We start from the raw sequence: 25,291 nt of genomic DNA on the forward strand, positions 1-25,291 counted from the left end.
TTGCATAATCTAGAATTACATCAACTGTATTTGAAATAGTGGTATCAGAATATAATACTTGGTGATTAACATTAAGTCCTTTCTCGAAAAATATTCCATTAGTCTTGTCAAGTATTTCGTCATACATACTCTTGTCGGTCGAATCAGATTCATTGATCAAGTGTTTCAACCAGTCCGCGATAGGGCTATCCGGCCATTTATCCTTATCTTCAATCCGTTTAGATTCTGCTCTAATAGACCCTTCACCACTTTCTTGTACTTGCACAACGGTTACCTTTAGATTAGGCAAACTCTTTACTAGGGTAGCAGTATAAACGGCAGCAGATAAAGAATGCTGTGACCCATCTGAGTAAAGAAGCACCTTAACCTTATTGGAATTAGTCATGACAAATACTCCCTTTCACAAAAAACTAAGAGCTTATACGTGTAAAATAGCTGCTACGAAAGACTAAAACTAAGGACAACTATTTCATTTTTAAGTGTGCGTGGAACAAATTTCACCGATTTATGATTAGATTAGCATTGTATTAAAACAGTGTCTATAATAAGCCAATATGTTCGTAATGAAATTATTTTATGAACGGATTTCATGACTATAATGAGAAAAGATAAAGACGTCTCTACAGAGTGGTACTGCGACAACAGTATCCCTATAGAGACGTCTTTAATATAACCACATTAATTGTTAATGTTCTACAGTTCGGTTGAAGTTTCATAAGCCAAATAAATAGTTTAGAACGAGATGACGTTTTTAGTTTCCCCATTCAAATTTGTAACAGATTCAAGTAAATTACACGTCTTAGACTTCTCCACGTTATCGACGTTTTCACAGTTAAGGACAGCTCTTGCTCTTTCTAGATCTTTAGAAGAAGTAGCAAAAGTTTCATTCTCAGACAACATGAATTTGTTGTCAACACCAATATCTTGATCAAAATTTGATTTCATAAGAATCGAGTTGATATTCGACCTTACACCAGTTACGATCACACTTCCACCGGATTCTTTGACAGACCTACTAAATATTTTTAAGGCGTTCAGTGACGTTATATCAATACTTGCAACATGCTTCATTCTTAAAATGAAGATTCTGGATTTATCTACCAGCATCTCAAGTTTTTCTTCTAGGTCCTCTGACGAGCCGAAGTAAAGGTTTCCTTGCAATTCGATAATTAGTATATCTACTTTTCCCTTTACTACTTGAATTTCTGTTTCAATAATTTGAGATTCACTTCCCTGTGTTGGGATAAGAATTTTGATCGGTACTTTGTTTGTATCTCTTAAGTATAAGGCTATAGATAGTCCAATTCCCAAATAAATTGCATATGAAAGGTTTGGCAGCAAAACTGTAGCAAAACACGTAACCCACATAGCAAGAGAATCCGATTTGAATTTACCTAAATTAACGACCTTCATAATTTCTTTTGTGTTAATCAGGTTGTATGCAGTAACCATCATCACCCCAGCAAGACTCGCATTGGGTATGTACTTCGCAAATCTGGCAAAGAATAAAAGGACAATAGCCATTATTACTCCTGAAATGATTCCAGCGAATCTTGTAGCTGCTCCGCTGTGATAATTTATTGCAGTACGTGTAAAAGAACCGGATCCAGGAAAGCCCTGGAAGAATGATGAAGCTATATTTGCTAAACCCTGTCCTATGAATTCCTGATTTGCATCAATCTTTTGACGTGATAGGTTGGAAATGGCTTTTGCGCTAGATATTGCTTCTACGCATCCTATGATTGCGATAGACAAAGCCCCGCTAAAAAGCTCCTTCATGGTCCCTAGATTAAATTGTACCATTGTAAAAGACGGCAGAGAAGTAGGAATATCACCTGTTAGTTGTACGCCCTGTTTTTCTAAAGAAAAAAGAACAATGAAAATAATTGGAATTATAATCCCGATCAATGCCCCCGGTAGGTTCTTATTGATTCTTTTACAAATCACTATTATTGCAACTGTCATAAGTCCTATCCCAAGTGCATAAAAGTTAGTTTGGCTTAAATGTGTTAAAACGTAATATAATTTATCAGTAGTTGGCATTTGTGCAGCATATTTAATAGGTATGCTTAAGAGTGTGTTTAATTGTCCAAGCGCAATTAGGGCACCCGCACCAGTAGTGAAACCGAGAATTACAGTATGGGACACGTACGTGATCAGCTTACCTAATTTAAGGACACCAAAGAGCATTTTCAAGGCGCCAACCAGAAATGTAAGTAGAAAGAGGATTTGATAGGCGTTATCGTGCCCCATATAACTTGTCATGACGCTGGCCACGAGTAGAGCTGAGGAATTTGTAGGTCCTGTGACCAGGTGTTTCGAACTCCCGAATGCTGAGCCGAAAATAGCTGATACTATAGCGGTATATAGACCATAAACTGGGTTAAGGCCTGCGATCAGCGCATAAGCCATACACTGTGGAATTGCCACAACTGCCCCTGTCAATGCGGCAATCAAGTCTTTACTTGCATATCCTTTTTTGTAATTCTTAATAGTTCCAATTAAAGGTATGTATTTAAATCGTGTTAAGTGCAAAGAAATTCCACCTTTCAGGATAAACATGTAAAAGAGAATTTTTTCACTAAAGGGTCTATAAAAAAAAGTATTCATAATACAATCAAAATGACTTTAACGGATTTTGGCTTCTACTTACTTACTTACTTACCTCCCTCCAACCAGCAAACTTTTTCTATCGTTTTTAACTCCAAGGTTATCGCAATAAGTGGCAAACAAATCGTAATTTACTTTCTTGTCAACAATCTAAGATTAACACTGACATAATATCAAGTCAATATAGTCGTAATCATTATATCCTATGGTCATATTGTTTATAAATGAAATTTTTGTGTCGAAATTACTCAAATTCTGCAATTATTAATTATCTAGCTACCCTTTTCATGCAGCATAAGCAGAGTAGGTCTCTGCTGTCGTAAAGGTTTTAAGCGGGAAATATGTCTCCGATGTCCACTACTGTGGGGGGGTCAGTTATTATTAAGCAAAGTTTAATGACTTCTAAGTTACTTATCTTGGATATAGAGCAATATAAATTCACATTTTGGCTAATGTGAGGTTCTTTAGCTCCATTATTCAGAATTTTTATGGTTAATGCCTCAAGATCTTGCGAGAATAACCCTTTAATAGAGTATTTCCAAATCGGATTCTAACAACTAGTGGAAGACTCTTTCAGAAATGGACACATTCTTAGGCTATTTTGATAATATAAAATTATTATAGTTATAATATTTAATGAGAATCTTGTCAGATAAATTAAAAATAGCAACACAAATACACGCAATAAGACTAATGTCAATGCGTGTATGTATTGCCATTCTTTTTTAAGAATGATATTTATACTTCACCAATTTTACCTATCGAATCATTGGTACACACTAACTCATCAGCGTTTCCAAACTCGTGGGTGATGAGGTTCTCTTTTTCAGTGCACCATCTCCGACGCAATGGCTCATCAGGTGCTTATATTCTCTAGGGCTTTGCTTCTCTTCGAGGCCAACTTGTGATCTCAAGCAAAGAGGGGGTAATCTGGAAATTAGTTATGTCTAATCACCATTAATTGTCGACGCTCTTAATCCCAGTTTTTATATTTCCAGATATCTGCTCCATGAACTCCTGAAACCTTGTGTTAGCATTGTTAGAAGACAACACTTGACGATTTCGTATGCATGTTTGTTCTAATTCTTTAAGTGTTTCCTGTTCTTCTTTAGTCAATTCTATACCAGCCATTATCTTACCATGATGTTCTTGTTTAAGTTTTTGCAGATCTTCTACCAACTTGCGTGCTTCTACATTTTTAAAAAGATCGTACTCTGCCTGCTTAAATTCTTTGTACACGTCTGTTTGCGCAATTGCCTTACCAAGGTCAATACTCTTTTGCATAATATCCTTATCCATTCCATGTTCCTCCTTAAATATTTCAATAGTTTTTAGAATTAAGGTCATCAACCTTGTAAATTTGTTACCTCAGACAGAAAAGAAAAGAGGTACTAGCAGATTTTAGTAACAACTTAGGCTGAGTAATTATGTATAACAAAGATACGATAACATAAATGGGGGATGAATACAAATTCTGAGACACCCAGAGAATTTGCATCCATCCCCTCACTCAATCAGCTATATGGCTAAAGCACTTAATGTGGATAAACCCACCAGCTGAATTTACCTGAGTATTACTCAACGCCAAACATATCAATGACAGGCTTTTTAAAGACTGACCATTCATTTGTGTTAGGATCCCACTTCATGTTAACAAAGCAGTGCCAGTTCTCTTCGTCAAGGGTTGGCTTATCTGTTCTGAAGTAGTATCCAGGCCAACGTGTTTCTTCACGGAAGGTTACGGCGCGAAGGTGAGATTCAGCTTGCCATAATCTGTGTTTATTTTCCCAAGCTCTTAACAGTTCATAGAGATCTCTAGCAGCTAATTTTTGAGAGTCCTCTTTGATGAATTCGAACAATTCTGCTGCACGAGTCAAGGAAGCTTCGTTCATGTTGAAAAATACGTTAGCTCCACCAACATACTCGTCCATGAGTTTTTGTAAGCGATACATGAACTGCTTAGGCATAATGTAGTTGGGGTTAACTTCAGGATCTGTGCTGAAGTTTTTATTGGCTTCGAAGATTTCGAGAGGCTTGACGATCTCTGCTTTCACGGCTTCAATAACTGCAGGATCAGCTTCTGTCAGCGTATTGTTTTCTATGATATACTTGATAGCTGATTTAGCAGCGATACGACCTTCAGCATGGGTTCCTGACGAGAACTTGTGAGGGCAAGCACCGGTAGCGTCTCCAGCAGCAAAGAGTGCAGGTACTGTGGTCATTTGAGCATAACCCCAGAAATAGTCTGATCCAGCGGAAAGGTCTTCTGGTCCAGAAACCCAGGCTCCTGATGATCCAGAGTGAGAACTGATGAAGTATGGCTCAGTAGCCGCGATTTCAGAAGACCTAGCTTCGGGCTCAACGTTAGTAGCAGCCCAGAGTAAGGCTTGAGCAATCGTCATATCGAGGAAATCTTCCCATGCTTCATTCTCTAGCTCTTTCATCTTTTTCTTGAACGCTTTAGCATCATCTTCATATTTTTTAGCCAGGTTCGCGATAGCTTCCTCAGTACGCATGTAGAGAGGTCCTTTGCCTTCTTTGATGTCTAACAGGCCAAGGTGATTACGCAGATTGGCTGGGATCGGTTTAGCTGATCCGTATTTGCCCCAATTTTTCAATTCATCTGCACGGGTTTCCATATAGTTTTCGCCTAATGCATTGGTTGCACGTGATTTGAAGAGTAAGAACCAAGCTCCAACTGGACCATAAGCATCTTTAAAACGAATTGGTACGAAACGAACTTCTTGACAGGTCATTTCTGCTCCGGCCTTCATCGTGAAGTATGCGGAAGAACCTGTGGAGAACGGAGGATACCAAGAACGGCCAGCGCCTTCACCCGTGGATTTAGGTTTGAATACTCCAACCGTTCCACCCATAGCACATAGTGTAGCTTTTGCTTTGAAGACATAGATTTTGTTCTCACGAACGCTAAATCCAACAGCTCCTACGCATTTGCCATCTTTCAACAGTGGCTCAGTGATGAAAACTCTCTCATAGATATTTTCTTCACCTAAAGCATTCTTAGCAGCTTCAGCAACGATTACTTTATAGGATTCTCCGCTGATCATCAGTTGCCATTTACCCTCGTGAACATATCCGCCATTTTCATCTTTCCATAAAGGAAGTCCCCATTTTTCAAACATATGGACGGAGCTATCAACGTGACGGGCAATGTTAGCGACTAAGTCATCACGGGCTACCCCCATCATGTCAGTTTTTACGTATCTGACATAATCTTGAACCGTGTTATTGCCTTCAGCAAGTCCTACATACAAGTTAATAGCTGACAATCCCATTCCAACTGCACCGGAACGTGGCATTGATGCTTTATCAACTAAGGTTACTTTAAGTCCATGTTTCTTAGCCCAGTAAGCTGATTCTACAGCTGCGCCACAGGCTCCCATTCCTCCTCCGATGATGAGAAGGTCGGTTGTTACTTCTACTGTTTCAAAGTTCATTGGCATTTGATTTTAACCTCCCTATTTACTTATTCAAAGAGCTTACTTCTTATAAGTCCATACTGGCATATGCATTGAAGCAGGTTCGGTATATAGTTCGATACTGTTAATGTCAGTGGTAATTGCATAACCAGCATCAGGAACTGCGGATCCTTCTTCGGTAGTACGAATTGGGAATTTGAAGCGTTTGGTCATGCCATTACGGAATTTTACAGTCCACATAATGCTGTCAGAGCTACGAAGAGGTGTAACTGAAGCACCTAGTGGAACAAAGTCAGCATAGCCGCGGACGTCCATGGCTTGTTGAGGGCAAGCCTTAACACAGCATAGGCACTCCCAGCATTGGCTAGGATCCAGGTTTGTAGCCTTCATTACATCTTTGTTTAACATCATCAGGTCATTTGGGCATGCATACATGCAAGCTGTTTTGTCTTGCCCTTTACATCCGTCACACTTTTCTGCAATTACAAAACTTGGCATTCGTTTAACCTCCATCATTCTTATATTTTTGAAATTAAACAAGAGAATTTTATTCTCTTGTTTAATTTTCAACCAACGTTAGCTTACTTCTTAGAAGCGTAATATTTGAGCAGGATTTTCAAGACTTCTGGACGACTGAAATTGCTTGGTGGGAGTTCGCCCGCTGCTAACATTGCTCTTAATTTTGTGCCACTAATTTTCAGGTGATCTTCTTTACCGTGTGGGCAGGTTTTTTCTGTAGTCATACCGTCGCATTTTGTACAGAACATAGCTGCTGTCACTCTAATAGGCTGACAGAGAAGTTCACCTGGTTTAAATGTGTCAAATATTTCTTGGGCTTGATAAGCAGTATAGTAGTCGCCCACACCTGCATGATCACGGCCAACAAGAATGTGGCTGCAACCAAAGTTTTGGCGGAAAATGGAGTGAAGAATCGCTTCACTGGGTCCTGCATAACGCATTTCCATCGGATATACTTTCATGACAACATTTTTTTCATTAAAATAATTTTTTAACAGAACTTCGTAACATTCCAGACGTGTTTCAGCAGGAATATCGCCTTCTTTAAGTTTTCCTACGATAGGATGGATAAAGAGGCCATCACAGACTTCATTTCCCATTTTGCATAAGAATTCATGGGAACGATGTAACGGATTGCGCGTTTGGAAAGCAGCAACTGTAGCCCATCCCTTGGCATCGAAGATCGCTCTAGTTTGTTCAGGGGTAGCGTACTTATCGCCATACTTAGAAGCATAGCCGAGTTGACTAAAGGTTACCAACTTACCGCCAACATTAATGCTTCCTTGAGCCATAACTTTGACAACGCCGTCATGTGCTGCATCATCTGTAAAGAAGACAGCTTTACATTCTTTGACTTTGTCATACTCATATTTATCACTAACCGTGAGGATACCACAATAGGTATCGGTTTCATCATCTACTAAAGCGACTTCCATACCAATTTTAAGAGTTTCAGCCTGTTCAGGAGTAACGGACAAGGTGATTGGAAGTGGCCATGCTAAACCATTCGTTAAGTGTTTTGTTGCTACAACACTCTCATAATTAGCTTTGTCCATAAACCCTGTTAATGGACTAAAAGCACCCATCCCAATCATTAATAGGTCAGAAGTTTCTCTTGAAGTCATGCGAATCACTGGTAATGTTTTAGCTTTTGCTAAAGCATCCGCTCTTTGTGATTCCGGGAGTAATACCGGTGTTAACTTTCCGCCATGCGGCGGTACTAGTTTTGACATCGTCTTATCCTCCTTTAATTTAATTAATTTTATAATGAATGCGAGTCTACTATAGAAACAGGTTGTTTATCTTGTACACCATCAACAAATCTTGTTGGACGAGAGACTACATAAACAATGTTTCTAGCATCCCCCCTTTCACTAAAAGCTTGGGATATTTTCACCATAGCCGTTCGTGGAAACTACTTAATCGATTCACAAAGGAATTCAGACATTTCCATAACTTTTAAAACATCGCCCTTTTCTAATCCTGCACAAGCATCATCGAGCATCGTAATGCAGTAGGGGCAAGCTGTAACAAGAATATCCGCATTTTGCTTCACAGCATCATTAATCCGCAATTCACCGAAGCGCTCTCCAAAGGGTACTTCCGCCCAAATCCGTCCGCCTCCGCCAGAGCAGCAAAGACTTTTATTCTTAGCTCGATCCAATTCGACGAATTCTACCCCAGGAACTGCTTGGAGAAGTTCCCTTGGAGCATCATAAACCAAATTGTGTCGTCCTAAATAACAAGGATCATGGAATGTAACTTTTTTAGCTTGTTCCCCAGGTAAAGAAAGCTTTCCGTCTTTCAAAAGATCACCTAGCAGTTCGGAATAGTGCATAACTTCATATTCCCCGCCCAGTTCAGGGTAATCCTTTTTGAAAGCATACAAGCAGTGAGGGGAAGTCGTAATAATTTTCTTGACGCCTTTTCCGTTGAACAACTTAATATTTGATTCGGCTAGTTTTGTAAATAGTTCCTCATCGCCGATCTTACGAATGGTCTCACCACAGCAGTTCTCTTCAGCCGTTAAAACTCCAAAGTTTACTCCAGCTTTTTGTAAGAGTTCTACAACGCTTTTAGCAATCTTTTGGCTACGCTTATCATAGCAAGAAGTGCAGCAGACAAAGAGCAGATACTCCATATCTTCTGTGTAAGCTGGAACATTAAGTCCTTCAAGCCAGTCGGCTCTCTTCTCTTGAGGTCCTGTCCATGGGTTACCGTTAGCGTGAAGACTCCCTGCTACTGGACGTAGATGTCCTGGCAAGATACCAGCTCCAACTATAGTATTACGCATGGAACGTACATTTTGAATAATTTCTACACTTCTAGGACAGTTTGACTGACACATTCCGCACGTGACACAAGCAAATAGTACTTCTTCATCATCAAAGCCTTCTAGACCGAGCTGCCCTTGACGTTGCATCTTTCGGATGTTAAATGCTTCGCTTAATTCGCCGGTAACCTGTCGATAAGGACATAGATTGGTACAGAGACCGCACTGCATACACCAGTTGAGCGTTTCTGCTCCTGAAGAAATAATATATTCTCTCATCTCCAGAGATACTTCTTTTATTTCATCCATTATAATGCTCCTTTGCTATCTAATGGGACATACCTCCCACCCGGAGTTTAAGGCTTAATTAGGAGGTGTATCGACTTAGAACCCTTTGTAGGGGTTAGGGCCGAGTTCATCAAGTCTCTTTGCGAAGTCATCTAACATACCAGGTATCTTGTCGTAATCCGTGATGGAGACTTGATCCATTCGCACTCGATCAGAGTCCAGATCCAGCCTGTCTAAGGTTTCTGACACTTTAGATAACCTGATTTCGGCCAACTCACTGCCTTTGATGAAGTGGCACTGATAATCATCGCCATGCTTGCATCCAAGAAGAAAGATTCCATCAATTCCTTGTGACATTGAATCGGCAATCCAAACTAAGCTCAATGAGCCCAAGCATCTTAGTGGGATAACGCGAACCCATGCATTATATTTGAGCCGATTAATACCTGCCATATCCAAAGCTGGGTAAGCATCATTTTCACAAGCGAAAATGAGAATTCTTGGTTTTTCTTCATCTTCATCAGGGACTTCGATTGACTTAATAAGGTTCCCAATCATGGGTACAGAGTAGTTTTTGAAGGAAATAATCCGTTCAGGGCAGGCACCCATGCAGATTCCACATCGACGACAGCGGGTAGGATTTGGCAACGGATTGAATTTATCATCTTCATTGATAGCGCCGAAGGGACATTCTACTGTACAGCGTTTGCATTGGGTACATCTTGACATTGCAAAATCCGGGAAAGACATATCACCTACACGAGGGTGTACAGCCACGCCTTGCGCACTTGATTCCATACATTGAATAGCCTTTAACGCTGCTCCAGTAGCATCTTCGACTGAGGATAACTCATCCATCGGTGCTCTAACACTACCAGCCGCATAAATACCTGTACGGCGAGTTTCATAAGGGAAGCAGATAAAATGGGAATCTGCATAACCATATTTTAACGTAGGCATCTCTGGACCTTGGCGATAGGCCAGATTAAGAAGATTCGACTTGCGAATAAATTCTGGCTTAGGACCATCATCCTCTTTACAGTCTTCTTCAGTATCAGCCTTGGCCGCTATGTCCTCTCCAAAAGCTGTGGTAGGAACCATACCATTAGCCAAAACTACCATATCTACACCTTCAGTAGTAATCGTTGCCCCAGACATAACATCGGTTGCTTCAATAAGCAGATTCTTTTCGCCATCTTCGGTGATACCATTAATTTCTCCTCTGACGAAAATACCTCCATCTTTTTGCACTTGTTGATACAGACGTTCATACTGACCCGATGCTCGCATGTCTTTGTAGAAAATAAAGACATTTGCTTCTGGATTTTGTTCTTTTAGGTAAGTCGCTTGTTTTAAAGACTCCACACAGCACGTAGCAGAGCAATAAGGCAAGTGTTCCTGATCGCGCGACCCAGCACATTGAATAAAGGCAATACTCTGCACTTCTTTGCCGTCAGGACGAACGATTTTACCCTTGGAAGCTAACTCTTCCATTTTTTGTGCAGTGATAACATTTTCATATTTTCCATAACCAAGATAATCTAGCTTGGTAGGATCATAAGGCACTGCACCTGTAGCAAGAACAACGGAACCGACTCTTTCCTTAACAGTTGCACCATTTTGGCTAATAGATGCATCAAACATACCTGGTGCACCAGCAATCTCAAGTATCTCAGCGCTAGTATACACTGTAACATCTGGGTGAGCTTCAACTTGTTTGACCCACTCAGCGATATCAACCTCTTCAGGTGTTGTAAAAGGGGCCTTTCGAGGAGCTTGTTTAAACAAGCCATTCATCCAGCCACCAAGAGCTGGGCTTTTCTCTACTAAAACTGCTTTGTACCCAGCATTTGCAGCTTCTAACGCCGCTGTCATACCTGTCAAACCTCCGCCTACTACCAATAAGGTTTTGACCATATTTTCACCTTGATAAGGCACAGGTAGATCGATATGCTTCACTTTGGCAAGACCCATTCTTAGATAATCCTCTGCCATCATCTGGGTATCTTCGTCATTGGCTGGTTGACTCCAAATGACCTGTTCTCTAAGATTTATCCTCTCCATAATCACTAAAGGATCAAATTCAAAAGCATCATAATTAACACGTGGTGAGCAGGCAGCTATAAGAACTGTATTAACGCCCTCACCCTCAATATCACTCTTTATTAGGGCAACCCCTTCTGCTCCACAGAGAAAGGGATGTGTTTTACAAACCGGAACCTTGCCTTCCTTGGTGGCAACCTTGGACAGGCTCTCTATATTAAGAGATTCTCCGATACTACAGCCAGTACAGATATAAACACCTGTTTTTTTATCCATTGGGCTACCTCCTCACCGTAGATTGAATGGCCTTAAGCGCTGCAGAAGTAGAATCTTTAACCGATGAGGAAACATCCAACGGCTTCTTAACGCAACCAGCGCCATAAATCCCTAGTTGTTCAGGATTAGGAACAACAAAACCATCCTCATCACAAGCTATAGCATCCGGTACATTCGAAGTAGCCGGTACCATTCCTGTCGCCAGTACAACCATGTCAACGGTTTCTTTCATGATCTCCCCGGTTAATTGATTCTCAACTTGAACGACTAAATCTTTCGTCAGTGGATCCTCTGAGATCTCGCCAACTTTTCCTTTAATCATGGTGATATCACCTTGAACTTTAGAGTAAAAATCTTCGTGTTTACCCATTGCCCTAACATCAATATAAAACATATAAACCTTAGAATCCGGATTCTTTGCTTTGATATAGGTTGCTTGTTTAAGTGAGGCCATACAGCAAACTCCAGAACAATAAGGCAGATGATTTTCGTCACGGGAACCAGCGCACTGAACAAAGGCAATAGTTTTAACCTCTTTGCCATCCGACGGGCGAACAATCTTGCCAGCCGTAGGACCATTAGAGGCTGCTAATCTCTCCATAATCACATTGGTAATAACATTTTGATGCTTTCCATAACCATAATAGTCAATCCGCTTGGCATCATATGGTTCCCAGCCTGTTGCCCATACGATAGAACCAACATTCAACTTAAAGCTTTTAGGCGCCATATCAAGTTCAATGGCATCATATTGGCAGACACTAACGCACTTTGCGCATTCCGCACCCAAACAAGCCTTTTCATCAATGACATACTTCATTGGGAAAGCAAACTCATGGGCTTTGTAAATTGCCTTAGTTTTATCCAATCCGTAATTAAACTCATTTGCCCTTTCGACCGGACAAACTTCCGTGCACTTCCCGCAGGCTGTACAGTTCTGTTTTACATAACGGGGATTTGATTTAATAGTGACTGTAAAATCCCCTTCTACGCCTTCAATCTTTTCAATCTCGGCTAACGTGAAGAATTTGATCCGGGGATTCTGCTTGATCCGTTTAAAATTAATTTCCAACCCGCAGTTCGGGGGGCACAACTTAGGGAAATACTGGTTCATCTGGGCCACCCTACCACCAAGGTAAGATTTTTGTTCGACCAGATAGACCTCGTTTCCTACTTCGGAAGCTTCAATAGCGGCTGTAAGTCCGCTTACTCCTCCTCCGACTACTAAAATACTCTTATGCGCCATCCTTCTACCTCCCTTATATGTCAATAAACTCTCGGTGTTCACCGAGGCAGTTGGAACGAGGATTACCTTGAACCAACCTTATAGCATTCCTTCTACATATTATATAGAGGAATTTGCTTTCTTAGAATTTTCGGAAACTGAATAAGGGAATATGATTTCTTTCACATACTAGAACAAAAAAATAACTGTCCTAATAGTATGGGTTACCTTTATGAAACGTAACTATTTGCACAAAGTATTCCGTCAATCTTCTTAAAATTAGATTAGCACTGATGGCATATTAAGTCAATATGCCATCATCAGTATATCTTATGGTCGGATTCTCTGGTTGTCCTTTTCTAACTCCAAATGAATGGATAATTTGAGTTTATCAATTTGCTCATATCATGGTTAAGGATGTGGGTTTTACTGGGGAATTGTCACCAATCTATGGTAGACCTATATCTCTGCCACCATTTCTGCAAATTGGGTAAGCTTACATTTATTACATAGCTAAATAACTCAATGAATTTTATAGCTATATTTAAAGCATCTATAAGTTTGACCATAGTAATTCTGAATAGAGTATACAAAATCAATAAAAGGTTCTACTAGAGTTAGACGCGACACAGCGCTTTTTAGCCTAGCTTTTTAGCCTAACAGTTTACAGCTTTTCTCTTTGCAAATACAATTTATATAATACTTGCGTTCCACTGTTTTCTTCCCCTTGTTCAGCCAATTGATCATACAGAGATTTAGCTAGTTTTAACCCTGGGGTCATCAAATCCATTTTTTCAGCAGCTTCTAGAGCAATCGTCATATCCTTAATAAAATGTTTAACATAAAAGCCTGGTGCGAAATTGTTTGCAAGCATGCGCGGAGCCAAATTAGTTAACGAAAAACTCCCAGCAGCACCCGATTCGATACTTTTTAAAACCATTTCTGGATCTAAACCAGACTTTTGGGCATAAGCCATCGCTTCACAAACCCCAATCATATTGGAAGCAATCGCAATTTGGTTACACATCTTTGTATGTTGACCGGACCCTGCCCTTCCTTGTAAAATAATATTTTTGCCCACAATTTTAAAAATTGATTCTATTGTATTGAAGACCTCTTCATCCCCGCCCACCATAATCGCTAAACGTGCTTCTTTAGCACCAATATCTCCACCTGATACTGGAGCATCTAAAGCGTACATTCCTTTAGCTTTAGACTCTTCATAAATTTTCTTTGCCAAGTCAGGAGATGAGGTTGTCATATCCACTAAATATGTTCCACATTTTGCGTTACTAATGATTCCATTTGATCCAAAATATACTTCTTCAACATCTTTGGGATAACCTACCATTGAAATAATCACGTTACTTTGAGCGGCTAAATCGGCGACTGTATCATGCCATAACGCACCCATATGAATTAATTCTTCGGCACTTGCTTTTGTACGGTTATAAATTGCCACTTTATAACCGGCTTTTAGTATATGACTAACTATACTCCTACCCATAACTCCAGTACCCACAAAACCAATGGTCGTATTTTCCTTGGTTAGCAACATAATTTAAAACCCCCATTTTTAACTTTAGTTGAATGAGTTCACTAATTGGTGGTTGGTTTATTACTTTTACTTGCTCATGTACAGAGGATAGGCAGGACACAGTCCTGCCTATCTAGATTAACCTACATAAATTATACATTAGCTTTCCAAAGACCGTGAACATTACAATATTCTCTAACCTCTATGACCTCGTCAGATTTATTGAGTAAAAAGTCAGCCTCCGGTGCCTGGTTAGGCGCAAGTTCAGCTCTAAGAACCTGCTCCTTGGTCAGGACTTCGATAAATTGTATAAAATGCTTTTCCTCCATTGGATGTGCTACACTACCGACCTTCACTTTAATTCCTTCACTCATTTTCTCGATAACAGGTACATGTTTTTCCAGACTGGCATCCTTAACCCCTGCCTCCAGTTTATCCATGGGTTTATTACAGCAGACTAAGGCAGTTGCACCAGGATTAACGACCTCAACAACATTACCACAAATACGACAGACATAAAGTTCTCTAAGTTTTGTCATAGATATGCCCCCATTATATCAATTTTTGTTACTCTATTTAGTATTCTCCAGATTTATGAAATTTCCTCCTTATAAATATTCTTTTATTATAATTAAAACTAACCGTAGACACAAAAGTATCTTTATCAGGAACCAGAGTGACCTCGTAGTGGTAATCGACCATTATAGTTTGATTTTACAGAATATTTACATTACTATCTATACGCTGCTCATTATTTTGACTATAATACTATTATGAAGCTGAATTCAGGTGGGGTTTTTTACATAAGGAGGGCAAGTTAATGAACAAAGCAGCGACCAACAACACATATGTTCCTTGGATAAAACACTACGATTCTGAAGTACCTATTACACTAAAGTACCCTGAAACCACTCTGGATGAATTATTTCGCCGTAGTGTTAAAAATCACCCAAAGGCTAGCGCCTTAATTTTTTTCGGAAAAGTGATTAGCTATGAGAAATTAGGACGCTTTGTTAACATCTTAGCTACTTCACTTGAGGAACTTGGCCTGCATCAAGGGGACCGCGTTGCCCTTCTACTACCAAACTGTCCACAATATGTGATAAGTTATTATGCCATATTGAGTATTGGAGGAGTGGTCGTACCTGTCAATCCTTTAAGTACAGAACCCGAATTACTACATATTTTTTCGAGATGGGAAGATCCGGGCTGTGATTAGTCTCGATCTCCTAGCCGGACGATTGGAAAACGTCCGAGAAACCTGCCATAACTTAGGTGAGCCTCATCTTCTCGAACATACTTTTTACACCTCCCTTAATGAATTTATGCCTTATCCTATTAAGACCCTTTATCCATTGACCCGCAAGTTATCACCCGAGGCTAAATCTCGCTTGGCACAATGTATTTGGTTAAAATCCTTACTCGATCGTGAACCAACCCCTTCAATTTCAAAAGAATTCGATTTTCACCAAGATGAAGCTTTGCTGATCTATACTGGAGGAACCACTGGCAAACCTAAAGGGGTCATGCTTTCTCACGCTGCCTTAGTCGCCAATGCTACCCAAGGAGCCGCTTGGGTCCAAATGGGTAAAGACGATCGTTTACTGACCGTCCTTCCGATATTTCATGGCTTTGGAATGTCTGTTTGTATGAATGCACCCTTGATTTCTGGTGCTTCCTGCGTTCTTATACCGCGTTTTAATGTGGATGATATTCTCAAAGGGATACACCGCTATCAACCAACACTATTTGCAGGAGTGCCCACAATGTATATTGGTCTCATTAACCACCCACGTTTGACACGCTTTAATCTAACCTCCCTGCGCGGTTGTTTTGTTGGCGCAGCTCCATTAGCCCCAGAGGTCAAACGGCAGTTTGAAGAACTGACCAACAGCAAACTCATGGAAGGGTATGGCCTTACTGAAGCGGTGACTGCGCTCTGTGCTAATCCCTATCGGGGGATCAACAAAACAGGCAGTATTGGTATCCCTTTTGCGGATGTCGTGATGCGGATTAGAGATCTTGAAACAGGAGAAATCGACCTCCCGACCCTAGAAGTCGGAGAAATTGTACTTAAGGGTCCCGACATTATGCTTGGGTACTACAACCTTCCCGAAGAGACCGCTTCTTCAATACGTAATGGTTGGCTCTACACCGGAGATCTGGGTTACATGGACGAAGACGGCTATTTCTATATTGTCGACCGTAAAAAAGATATGATTATAACTGGAGGGTTCAATGTTTATCCACGTGAAATCGAAGATATCCTCTATCAGCACCCAGCTGTAAAAGAAGCCTGCGTCATTGGACAACCTGATGATTACAAGGGAGAACGAGTCAAGGCTTTTATCACGTTAAGAGAAGGGGAAACAGTTGAAGAACAAGCTATCATCACGTTTTGTCGACAACATCTCCTCCCTTATAAAGTACCCCGACAAGTTGAGATACGCTCCGAACTTCCTATGACAGCCATTGGAAAAATATTAAAACGCTCCTTGCGTGAAGAAGACCCAGGCATTCCTGCCAATCCTTCCCACACAGGAACCCAGCAACAGTCTGAATTCACCCCTGGGCAATCCTTTAAAGGCTAAATGAGAGGAGTCCCTTAATGACTAAAATTGATACGCATTCCGATCCCAACGAATTATTGGATCTACTTCTTGAAGAGTCAACGCTTAAGGGAGCGGAACGCTTCCATCGTTACCCTGAACGGAAGTTTTTTGGTTATTTTTGTTCCTATTTCCCAGAAGAACTTATTCTAGCGGCTGGTCTTGACCCCCTTCGCCTTTTTCCTGATTCCGAAAACTCAACTCCGGCTGAACTTCCAGCCTATAGCTGCTCATTGGCTCGAGGAACACTGGACATGGAAATCCGTGAGCAATGGCAAGACCTAGTCGGGATCGGATTTACCCATACCTGTGATACAATGCAATGTCTGAGTGGGATTTGGGCTGCGAGCGGCCACAGTAAGACGATAGATATAGTCCCACCAGTCATGTTAACGGCCCAAGGGGCCTCACGTTACTACCAGTCTGAACTAAATAATCTTATCAAAGAACTAACAGCCCTAACTCAGCAGGATATAACTCAGCAAGCCTTACAAGATGCTTTGCTGTTATGTGCGCACACCCGTAACTTGGTGACCGAACTTGATACACTGAGACCTAACCTTCCTTCTCCTTTAGTGTTTGCCATCCTCAGAGCAGGACAGCTAATGCCGCGTGCAGATTATGTTAAAGCGCTTGAGCAATGTCTACCCGCCCTAAAGGATATGGCTGTCACACCTCATACACGTGCGAAACTTCTAATTACTAGCGCTGTGTTAGAAAATGATAGCCTTTTTACTATGATTGAAGATTTAGGAGGAAGAGTCGTTGCTGATGACACTTGTTCTGGGTATCGTCACTATTCTGGTCACACCCTGACTGAGTCCGGTGATCCTCTGTCAGACATAATAAAGCGTTACTCCGGAATGCCCTCCTGTCCGTGTAAAAACCGAAGTCTAAATGAACGAATCTCCTATCTGAGCGGGCTTGCCAAACAACGAGATGCTCAAGGTGCCATTATCGTCATACGAAAATACTGCGAACCTCATGCATGGGATGCAGTTACACTAGCAGAGACTTTCCGTAATAACGGAATTCGCACGCTAACGCTGGAACTTGAAGGGGCGAATGTGGGTGGGCAGGAACGAACAAGACTCCAAGCCTTCATAGAAAGCTTAAGCGAAGCTCCCGAATTGTCAAAGGAGGGGTGATCAATGCCCGATGCCCAAAGCACAAAGCACAATGAACATGCGAAAAAACGCAATTACCGTCCACTGGTAAGCACCAAAGCGCTTCAAAAAACTATGGGACGTTATTATGCTATCACTAATTATCATCGCTACTGGGGTAAACCCTTGCGTCGTCCCTTGGCTTGGGTTACTAGTGGTGCCCCGGTCGAACTCCTGCGCGCATTTAAAATTCACTCGGCTTATCCAGAACAATATGCTGCTATTTACAGCGCGCGCCAAGCAACTGTAAGTTTGTGTGAGGTCGCTGAAACAGCTGGTTATTCCCAGGACCTATGTTCCTATGCCCGTTCAAATATTGGAGGAGTCCTGAGACCAGACCTGGCTCCCTTGGGAGGGATGCCGAAGCCCGACCTTTTAGTCGCTTGTAATAATATCTGTGGAACTGTGCTTAAGTGGTATGAAGTTTTAGCGCGTCATTTTAACGTTCCATTATTAGTTTTAGATACTCCGTTTCTAACGGGAGAATTGACCCCACAGGCTAAAGAGTATGTCTTGGAGCAATTAAACGCTATGGCTGTCGATTTGGAGAAAATAACCGGTCGGAAACTAAATCAGCAAAGCTTAGCCGAGCAGATGCGCCGGAGCGCCGAAATTACCTCACTCTGGAAAGAAACCCGCCAGTATTGTCAGGCCAGCCCCTCCCCTCTTAATGCACCTGATCTCTTTATCCACATGGCTCCCATCGTGGTTCTGAGAGGTTCACAAGAAGGAATTAATTATTATCGCAAGCTAGAAGCAGAAGTCAAGGAACGAGTAAAGCTTGGCCAAGGGGCTGTCAACAATGAGCGCATTCGCTTAGTTTGGGATAACATCGCGATCTGGCCTCAATTATTTAGCTTCTACAAGCTGTTTGCTGAAAAAGGGGCATGTTTTGTTACAGACACCTACAGCGGAGGATGGGCTGCTGATCATGCTCCAGGTACTCCTATGGAAAGCTTAGCAGCGACTTATACTGAGGTTTTTCTCAATCGCTCTCCCGAGTACAGAGCCAATCAATTGATTAACCAAATTAGGGATTATAAGGCCCATGGTTTCGTTATGCATTCCAATCGCTCTTGTAAGCCTTATTCGTTAGTTCAAGAAGTGATCCGTAGAAAAGTAATGCGCGAAACAGGGGTTCCTGGTCTAATGATCGAAGCAGACATGGCCGATCCCAGAGCGTATGCCGAAGAGCCCGTCCGCAATCGAGTTCAGGCTTTCCTAGAAACCTTTGATGACCTTACATAATCGAGGGGGAAATAGTATGCAATCGTATTTTATAGGTGTAGATATTGGCTCTTTAACTGTTAAAGTAGTCCTCCTTAATAATCATCTCGAAATTATCGGGCAAATGAAAACTAGGGCAGGTTATAGTGGTCGAGACGTTGCCAACCGTCTGAAAGAACAACTTCTTACAGAATCGGGTCTAAAAGAACAAGATGTCCGCTCCACCGTCGCAACCGGTTATGGACGGGTTACCTTTCCGGCGGATCGTGAAGTTTCGGAAATTACTTGTCAAGCCAAAGGGATTCATCATCTTTTTCCAACTGCTCGTACCGTCATTGACATCGGCGGACAAGACAGTAAAGTCATAAAATTACTTTCTAACGGTAAAGTCGCTGACTTTGCCATGAATGATAAATGTGCCGCCGGCACAGGTCGGTTTTTAGAAGTTATGGCCTCTGCCCTAGAAGTAGAATGGCAGGAAATTGGAGAAATTGTCTCCTCCTCAAAGAATCCAACCAAAATCTCCTCCTTTTGTACAGTTTTTGCGGAATCCGAAGTCATTTCTCAGGTTTCTGCGGGGACTCCGAAATCAGACATTCTTGCAGGTGTCTGTGACTCAGTCGCCAACCGGGTAGCTTCGATGACTCGCAAGATCGGATTAGAGCCTGATATCGTCTTTACTGGAGGAGTAGCCCACAACCAGGGCGTAGTTAATGCCCTGGCCAAGCAGCTTGGATATCCACTACTTGTATCCCAGGAGCCGGTTATTACTGCCGCTTTGGGTGCAGCATTACTTGCTCGTGAAATGAATAAAGTTTAAAGCATCTTACTACTTTTGCTTCCAATTCAGTGACTGGGTTATATATACTCTTATCCCTTTCTGCACTATAAAGGCCTCCTATTGTAGCTTTAAATTCTACATTAGGAGGCCTTTATAAGAGCGGAGAAAACAAACGGGCACTTGATTCTTTAATTCGGATTGACAAGGGCCGTAATTTATACTCCTCCAACTCGATTTCTTGACTATCGCTAAGATCCTGATAAAAGTCTTGTTCTAGGCGATGTGCAAAGGCACTTTCATAGATAAAAGCACTAATTTCAAAATTCAAGCTAAAACTTCGGATATCAAAATTCGTCGACCCTACCACACCTATTTCGCTATCGAGAATCATGACTTTGGCATGGAGAACCCCCTTAGTGTAACGGTAGATTCTAACACCAGATTCTAATAATTCTTCAATATAGGAATGTGAAGCCCAATAGGTGAGCTTGTGATCCGGAACTCCTTGGAGAATAATTCTGACGTCTAAACCACTGAGTGCAGCGGTCTTCAAGGCCATGACCGACCCTTCATCCGGAATAAAATAGGGGGTTTCAATATAGATCGTTTTCTCTGCACTCGTCAAGGCCACAAAGAAGATTTGTAACATAGATCCCCAATCCGAATCGGGACCTGTGGCCGCAATTTGGGTAAGTTGACATCCCAATTGCAGAGATTGGGGATAGTACAATGGACCCTTAATATCTTCCTCGGTCACGACATTCCAATCATTCAAAAAAACAGTTTGCAAAAAATTTACTGAATCCCCTTCCAGCTTCAGGAAAGTATCCCGCCAAAATCCGATTTTCTTGTTACGTGATAAATATTCATCCCCAACATTTAGTCCTCCCAGAAAGCCCACCCGACCATCGACTACAACAATCTTACGATGATTGCGTAGATTAAGCCTTTTCGATAAGAACGGAAAGCGGACTGGATAGAACCCTGCCGTCTCAACCCCCGCTCTCCTTAACTCTCCGAAGCGTTTCTCCAAGGACCGGTTTCCTAACCCATCCACTAAGACGCGTACCGTGACCCCTTCTGAAGCTTTACGCACCAAAAGGTTAAGGATATCTCCTCCAATCGCATCATTATGAAAAATATAATATTCGAGATGTATGTGATCCTTAGCGTTTTCTATTGCCGAAAATAAGGCTCTAAACGTCTTTTTCCCATTAGTGAGCACTTCGGAACGATTATTGAGGGTCAAGGGCGCATTAGCATCGTTCAGTAAAAGTCGAGACAATTTCTTGTTCATTGGGCTATCCCCTACTTGGTCAACGTCTTCTGCACTCGGTCTAATCTGCCTGTCTACCATAATTTCCTCGGTTTGCTCCAGTCTCACTTGTTTGTGACGTGACAATCGGCGTTTACGTACAACCCGTCCAAACAAAAGATAAAGTAAAGCACCCAAAACCGGCAAGGCCCCTAAAATTAGAAGCCAAGTTATAGTTCTGGTCGGGTCTCTATTTTCTAAGAAAATTACGGAACCTAAAAAAACGAGTTGCAGTAGAGTAATTAAGCTGATAGTCGCAAAGAAAATAGAAATAAACTTAGCCTCCTTTAAAAAACAGCCTTTGCTACTCTTTGCAAGTCACTAGCAGAACTGCACCGATAGACCTTCGAGCAATACTTTTGATACTCTTTGATCACATTATCAGGCTCATTCCACAACTTAGAGTCTAATGGATTTAACCAGAAGACATTACGTATTTTTTCAGAAATTTGTGCAATATATTCCGATTGATTAGGACGATAGTTGTTTTTACCATCTCCCAATACAATAAGGATGGCTCGTGATGATACTTCATGTAGTATGTTCTCTGCCAGTTCTTTAAACACCGCTCCATAATCAGAAAACCCCGAGCTTACCTTATGACCCCAGCTTCTAATTTCTTGTTTTACTTCACTTAGATCATTATCCCAAATAAAGTCCGTGACTTCCCATACTGAGTCGATAAAAAAGAATACCCGTATTTTTCGAAAGCGAGCTCTAAGACACGTCACTAGATAAATCAAAAATTCAACAAATGACGCCATAGAATTTGAGACATCACAAAGTACTACTAGTTCGGGAGCACGGGGAATTCTAGCTCGATAGCTTAGATGGAATAGTCGTCCATCCCACTGAACGCTTTGACGTACAATTTTCGCAATATCAATCGTCCCTTTGTAATAGGATTTCCAACGAGAACCAGGTCTTATCGCTAATTTTCTCGCCCATTTTCGAATACTTGACTTCACAAGTTCCTTTTCATCTTCAGATAATGAACTTAACGGCTTGTACAACCAGTGCTGCCGAACAAGTGGTTCCCAGCTGTTATCAAGCTTAACTTGGAGCATCAATAACTGCTGGCGAATTTCACGCACGATAGAGGTCCGAGTGTTTTGGTGACAATGCCATTCATCGTCAGAAAGAGCACCACGCTGGAAGGCTAAATCAAAGGAATTAATCCAAGTGTAATAATCAAGGTCAGCTAAAATCGATTGGACCATCTCTTCAAATTCTGCCCCACTTCCTGCTAACTCTTCCATTCGGGAAATAGGAATCAAGTTGGAACGTTGGGAAAGATCCTCGATATTTCCTTGTGCAGTAAGGCTGATCCCTCCAGAACCTCGACCTACTCCTTGTCCTCCGATTCCCCGACCATCCGAATTATCCCCTATCTCATTTTTTGAAGCTAGATCCTGCAGATACCCCTGAGCGTCAGATTCTGAATTTCCTACAATGACCCTCCAGACCGTTTCGAAGACAGAATCATCTTGAAGCTGATGAATAAATAGTGATTTAAGTATTAGTTTGGCAGACAAATCTGGATATCGAACTAGACAGGTTTGGGCATCATAAATATCCTGCGAGGAAATTAATATAGAAACTTGCCTCAAGGCATCTACTAACCTAATTAAAACCCAACCATCCATAGATTCCATCCCTTACTTTAGCGAGGTTCGATGTTCGAGGTACGAGGCGAGAGTCTTGGGAATTTTTTTAAAGCAATAAACTTATTGTTCGCGTCGTTGTAGAGCTTCCGTTTCCCATTTTTTAAGTCGTTCTTCCAGCTTAGCAATGTCCTTCGGATATTTCAGTAACACACTGAGAGTCCCCATGAGGTTTCCATAGTTTAATTCCTCTCTTTGAAGTGTATTCAAGGCCTGGGCAAAATCGATGGTTTCTGAAACACTAGGAAGCTTTTGTAGAGGCAACCTCCTTACCTTGGCTACAAATTCACAAACATCTTGAAGCAATCGTTTGGATAACTCTGGAGCATGCGAGTTTAAAATCGAAATTTCTCGTTCTAATGAAGGATATGTTAAATAAAGATGGATACACCGTCTCCTAAGTGCATCACTAAAGTCACGAGAATTATTACTGGTTAAGATAACCATGGGTTTTGACTTTGACGTGAGAGTTCCCAGTTCAGGGATCGAAACCTGACCTTCTGCAAGGAGTTCTAAGAGGAAACTTTCGAACTCTTCATCACTTTTATCAAGTTCGTCAATCAACAGTAACACCGGTTCTGCTGAAAGAATGGACTCGAGAAGGGGACGTGAGAGTAAAAACTCTTCGGAGAATAGATCTGCTTTTATGTCATTCCAATCTTCAGTCTTGGCTAGCTGTAAGCGTAAGAGCTGTTTAGCATAATTCCAATCGTACAACGCCTTACTTATGTCCAATCCTTCATAACATTGTAAGCGAATTAATTTTCGTTTTTGAGCACGCGCTAAAGCCAAAGCTAATTGTGTCTTTCCCACCCCAGCAGGACCTTCAATCAGACAGGGTTTTTCTAAAGCTAAAGCGAGGAACAACGTGGTGGCTGCTTCTTGATCGATAAGATATCCTTCTTCTTCAAGCACTCGAGCTAAATCCAAAGGAGAAGTCTGCATAACTCAAAATTCCTCCACATCCTGAAAAGTCTTAATCACAAGCGATTAAGGTTGTCACTGACCTTATCTTCAATGAGCGAACGCACTAAATTATACGAAGAAAAATTCGCCGAAACTATAGTAGGCGATTGTTGGAGTTTGAGGAAAGATTTCCTGAACAATCATTTTAATGCCAAGCCCTTTATTAAAACGAGTTAAAACCTGATCCTGCAAGTCTTCTAGGTGAGCAAGCTTTTGCTTCACTAAATTGTATCCATCCGAAATTTTCCCGGCATGAGCACAATAGACTGTAGCAAAGCTTTCCTGCAATAGTTTGCGTAAAGATTCCATAAGAAGCGGTATGTTTTCGGTCCGCCGCGTAACTCGTGTCTTGGGATGAACAAAAAGGTCTCCACTAAATAACTGACCTTCCTCTTTGTCAAGAAATACAACGTGATCCTGAGTATGTCCTGGAGTGTGAATTACCTTAAAGGTGGAATGATCATTCTCAATAATGCTTGGCAGAGCCTCTGCTGTGAAACCCCTTCTGTTCCCCCAAAAAACCAATCTGTAAACCGGGATAATCCCCTTTTCTTGGCAAATGTCAATCGAATTCGCATGTATATAAGCAGGAATCCGAAGTTTTCTCATCAGATATCCGGTATTTCCAGTATGATCTTCATGGAAATGGGTATGGACAATTTTATCCAGCCGATTCTGAGTGCAGAAATACTCGATTCCTTTCCTCATTCGATGTGGACCACTATCGATGAGCATACCGTCCACTATGTATGCATACACATTGAGCGTTGTTCCCATCATTTGTACTTTACTGTTAAAGATCCTTACTTCTCGCGCTCTATCTATCCTAAGGCAACCTGAAGTTTGTAGTAACGTCATTCAAGAAAACCTCATCTCTTTGGCCTTTCTTCCATTTTTACTAATTATACTATGTCTGAATAGAAGTTCAATAATAAATACTCTCAACTATTTCCTGGTCCCAATGATCTTGCCCTGAATCATCTCTTTTGGACTAATTTTAATTTCGAAGGTGCTTTCAAGCTTTTTCAAATAGGAAACTTCTTTGGCGTTGACAACAGATATAGCGATCCCATGTTCTCCCGCTCTCCCAGTCCTCCCCACTCGATGAAGATAAAGTTGCGGATCTTCAGGTAGATCGAGATTAAAAATATGACTAATCCCTTTGATGTCTAATCCTCTTGCAGCCAGATCTGAAGCTACTAATAAAGTGCTTTTACCGCTCCTGAAGTCATCCATTGCCTTTTTTCGTTCGGACTTATTGGCACCTCCATAAATTCCGTCTGCTTCCAAGCCATGGTATTTAAGGTTTTCTACCATTTTTTCGATTTCTTCGCTTTTATTAATAAAAATCAA

21 protein-coding genes are annotated in these 25,291 nt (G+C 41.3%); 5 read left to right on the top strand and 16 right to left on the bottom strand.

Features of this window, described 5'->3' with window-relative positions; genetic code table 11:
• The 11 genes from UF75_RS14785 to UF75_RS14835 form a co-directional block, all read right to left on the bottom strand.
• On the bottom strand, window positions 1-385 hold a 385-nt coding region (locus UF75_RS14785; RefSeq protein ID WP_045575369.1), incomplete at its 3' end, for a hypothetical protein.
• A 347-nt stretch (window positions 386-732) separates the two neighbouring features.
• The gene (locus UF75_RS14790; protein ID WP_052693294.1) at window positions 733-2,562 is read right to left on the bottom strand and encodes a SulP family inorganic anion transporter; all 1,830 of its coding nucleotides are present in this window, start codon (window positions 2,560-2,562) and stop codon (window positions 733-735) included.
• 1,005 nt (window positions 2,563-3,567) lie between these two features.
• Window positions 3,568-3,909 carry a YlbF family regulator gene (locus tag UF75_RS14795; protein ID WP_045575370.1) on the bottom strand — a complete coding sequence of 114 codons (342 nt, stop codon included), beginning with the start codon at window positions 3,907-3,909 and terminating at the stop codon, window positions 3,568-3,570.
• 275 nt (window positions 3,910-4,184) lie between these two features.
• Entirely contained in the window at window positions 4,185-6,074 is a 1,890-nt protein-coding gene (aprA, locus tag UF75_RS14800; protein ID WP_045575371.1) for an adenylyl-sulfate reductase subunit alpha, read from the bottom strand.
• 36 nt (window positions 6,075-6,110) lie between these two features.
• Entirely contained in the window at window positions 6,111-6,548 is a 438-nt protein-coding gene (gene aprB / locus UF75_RS14805) for an adenylyl-sulfate reductase subunit beta (protein WP_045575372.1), read from the bottom strand.
• 83 nt (window positions 6,549-6,631) lie between these two features.
• Window positions 6,632-7,801 (bottom strand): sulfate adenylyltransferase, encoded by a 1,170-nt coding sequence (gene sat, locus UF75_RS14810; protein WP_045575373.1) that lies wholly within the window; start codon window positions 7,799-7,801, stop codon window positions 6,632-6,634.
• A gap of 182 nt (window positions 7,802-7,983) precedes the next feature.
• The gene (locus UF75_RS14815; protein ID WP_045575374.1) at window positions 7,984-9,150 is read right to left on the bottom strand and encodes a (Fe-S)-binding protein; all 1,167 of its coding nucleotides are present in this window, start codon (window positions 9,148-9,150) and stop codon (window positions 7,984-7,986) included.
• Between the two features lie 75 nt (window positions 9,151-9,225).
• The gene (locus UF75_RS14820) at window positions 9,226-11,448 is read right to left on the bottom strand and encodes a hydrogenase iron-sulfur subunit (RefSeq protein WP_045575375.1); all 2,223 of its coding nucleotides are present in this window, start codon (window positions 11,446-11,448) and stop codon (window positions 9,226-9,228) included.
• 4 nt (window positions 11,449-11,452) lie between these two features.
• Window positions 11,453-12,694 carry a CoB--CoM heterodisulfide reductase iron-sulfur subunit A family protein gene (locus UF75_RS14825; RefSeq protein WP_045575376.1) on the bottom strand — a complete coding sequence of 414 codons (1,242 nt, stop codon included), beginning with the start codon at window positions 12,692-12,694 and terminating at the stop codon, window positions 11,453-11,455.
• A gap of 643 nt (window positions 12,695-13,337) precedes the next feature.
• Window positions 13,338-14,231, bottom strand: coding sequence for an NAD(P)-dependent oxidoreductase (locus tag UF75_RS14830; RefSeq protein ID WP_045575377.1), 894 nt, complete (start codon window positions 14,229-14,231; stop codon window positions 13,338-13,340).
• 131 nt (window positions 14,232-14,362) lie between these two features.
• Window positions 14,363-14,749, bottom strand: a complete 387-nt coding sequence (locus UF75_RS14835) for a desulfoferrodoxin (RefSeq protein WP_045575378.1) — start codon at window positions 14,747-14,749, stop codon at window positions 14,363-14,365.
• Window positions 14,750-15,030: 281 nt separating this feature from the next.
• Here UF75_RS14835 and UF75_RS30125 point away from each other — a divergent pair, with 281 nt between their 5' ends.
• The 5 genes from UF75_RS30125 to UF75_RS14855 are packed head-to-tail and all read left to right on the top strand — an operon-like array spanning window position 15,031 to window position 20,032.
• Entirely contained in the window at window positions 15,031-15,429 is a 399-nt protein-coding gene (locus tag UF75_RS30125) for an AMP-binding protein (protein ID WP_242860244.1), read from the top strand.
• Window positions 15,422-16,801, top strand: a complete 1,380-nt coding sequence (locus UF75_RS14840; RefSeq protein ID WP_242860245.1) for a long-chain fatty acid--CoA ligase — start codon at window positions 15,422-15,424, stop codon at window positions 16,799-16,801. The genes UF75_RS30125 and UF75_RS14840 overlap by 8 nt, the downstream gene beginning before the upstream one ends.
• A 17-nt stretch (window positions 16,802-16,818) precedes the next feature.
• A complete protein-coding gene (locus UF75_RS14845; protein ID WP_045575379.1) occupies window positions 16,819-17,967 on the top strand; it encodes a 2-hydroxyacyl-CoA dehydratase family protein in 1,149 nt (382 codons plus the stop codon).
• A 3-nt stretch (window positions 17,968-17,970) separates the two neighbouring features.
• Window positions 17,971-19,233, top strand: a complete 1,263-nt coding sequence (locus UF75_RS14850) for a 2-hydroxyacyl-CoA dehydratase family protein (RefSeq protein ID WP_045575380.1) — start codon at window positions 17,971-17,973, stop codon at window positions 19,231-19,233.
• A 16-nt stretch (window positions 19,234-19,249) separates the two neighbouring features.
• Window positions 19,250-20,032: an acyl-CoA dehydratase activase gene (locus UF75_RS14855; protein ID WP_156146462.1), complete on the top strand. Its 783-nt coding sequence runs from the start codon at window positions 19,250-19,252 to the stop codon at window positions 20,030-20,032.
• A 112-nt stretch (window positions 20,033-20,144) separates the two neighbouring features.
• Here the strand turns inward: UF75_RS14855 and cls are convergent, their stop codons facing one another.
• From cls to UF75_RS14880, 5 genes are all read right to left on the bottom strand, one after another.
• On the bottom strand, window positions 20,145-21,581 hold the full coding sequence (gene cls, locus UF75_RS14860) for a cardiolipin synthase (RefSeq protein WP_348983061.1): 1,437 nt from the start codon (window positions 21,579-21,581) through the stop codon (window positions 20,145-20,147).
• A gap of 14 nt (window positions 21,582-21,595) precedes the next feature.
• Window positions 21,596-22,954 (bottom strand): VWA domain-containing protein, encoded by a 1,359-nt coding sequence (locus tag UF75_RS14865; protein ID WP_045575383.1) that lies wholly within the window; start codon window positions 22,952-22,954, stop codon window positions 21,596-21,598.
• Between the two features lie 81 nt (window positions 22,955-23,035).
• Window positions 23,036-23,917, bottom strand: a complete 882-nt coding sequence (locus UF75_RS14870; protein WP_045575384.1) for a MoxR family ATPase — start codon at window positions 23,915-23,917, stop codon at window positions 23,036-23,038.
• 90 nt (window positions 23,918-24,007) lie between these two features.
• Window positions 24,008-24,796 carry an MBL fold metallo-hydrolase gene (locus tag UF75_RS14875; RefSeq protein ID WP_242860246.1) on the bottom strand — a complete coding sequence of 263 codons (789 nt, stop codon included), beginning with the start codon at window positions 24,794-24,796 and terminating at the stop codon, window positions 24,008-24,010.
• A gap of 87 nt (window positions 24,797-24,883) precedes the next feature.
• A partial coding sequence (locus UF75_RS14880) for a C-terminal helicase domain-containing protein (protein ID WP_045575385.1) occupies window positions 24,884-25,291 on the bottom strand: 408 nt, incomplete at its 5' end.

It is taken from the genome of Desulfosporosinus sp. I2, from assembly GCF_000960765.1.
In the GTDB taxonomy this organism is placed as follows: domain Bacteria; phylum Bacillota; class Desulfitobacteriia; order Desulfitobacteriales; family Desulfitobacteriaceae; genus Desulfosporosinus.

Excerpts from the sequence above, each read along its gene's own strand:
- UF75_RS14835 (WP_045575378.1), bottom strand. The coding sequence starts at position 14,749 with ATGACAAAACTTAGAGAACTTTATGTCTGTCGTATTTGTGGTAATGTT.
- UF75_RS14830 (WP_045575377.1), bottom strand. The coding sequence starts at position 14,231 with ATGTTGCTAACCAAGGAAAATACGACCATTGGTTTTGTGGGTACTGGA.
- UF75_RS14825 (WP_045575376.1), bottom strand. The coding sequence starts at position 12,694 with ATGGCGCATAAGAGTATTTTAGTAGTCGGAGGAGGAGTAAGCGGACTT.
- UF75_RS14795 (WP_045575370.1), bottom strand. The coding sequence starts at position 3,909 with ATGGATAAGGATATTATGCAAAAGAGTATTGACCTTGGTAAGGCAATT.
- UF75_RS14850 (WP_045575380.1), top strand. The coding sequence starts at position 17,971 with ATGCCCGATGCCCAAAGCACAAAGCACAATGAACATGCGAAAAAACGC.
- UF75_RS30125 (WP_242860244.1), top strand. The coding sequence starts at position 15,031 with ATGAACAAAGCAGCGACCAACAACACATATGTTCCTTGGATAAAACAC.
- UF75_RS14815 (WP_045575374.1), bottom strand. The coding sequence starts at position 9,150 with ATGGATGAAATAAAAGAAGTATCTCTGGAGATGAGAGAATATATTATT.
- UF75_RS14790 (WP_052693294.1), bottom strand. The coding sequence starts at position 2,562 with ATGTTTATCCTGAAAGGTGGAATTTCTTTGCACTTAACACGATTTAAA.
- aprB (WP_045575372.1), bottom strand. The coding sequence starts at position 6,548 with ATGCCAAGTTTTGTAATTGCAGAAAAGTGTGACGGATGTAAAGGGCAA.
- UF75_RS14875 (WP_242860246.1), bottom strand. The coding sequence starts at position 24,796 with ATGACGTTACTACAAACTTCAGGTTGCCTTAGGATAGATAGAGCGCGA.
- aprA (WP_045575371.1), bottom strand. The coding sequence starts at position 6,074 with ATGCCAATGAACTTTGAAACAGTAGAAGTAACAACCGACCTTCTCATC.
- sat (WP_045575373.1), bottom strand. The coding sequence starts at position 7,801 with ATGTCAAAACTAGTACCGCCGCATGGCGGAAAGTTAACACCGGTATTA.
- UF75_RS14865 (WP_045575383.1), bottom strand. The coding sequence starts at position 22,954 with ATGGATGGTTGGGTTTTAATTAGGTTAGTAGATGCCTTGAGGCAAGTT.
- UF75_RS14845 (WP_045575379.1), top strand. The coding sequence starts at position 16,819 with ATGACTAAAATTGATACGCATTCCGATCCCAACGAATTATTGGATCTA.
- UF75_RS14870 (WP_045575384.1), bottom strand. The coding sequence starts at position 23,917 with ATGCAGACTTCTCCTTTGGATTTAGCTCGAGTGCTTGAAGAAGAAGGA.
- UF75_RS14855 (WP_156146462.1), top strand. The coding sequence starts at position 19,250 with ATGCAATCGTATTTTATAGGTGTAGATATTGGCTCTTTAACTGTTAAA.
- UF75_RS14820 (WP_045575375.1), bottom strand. The coding sequence starts at position 11,448 with ATGGATAAAAAAACAGGTGTTTATATCTGTACTGGCTGTAGTATCGGA.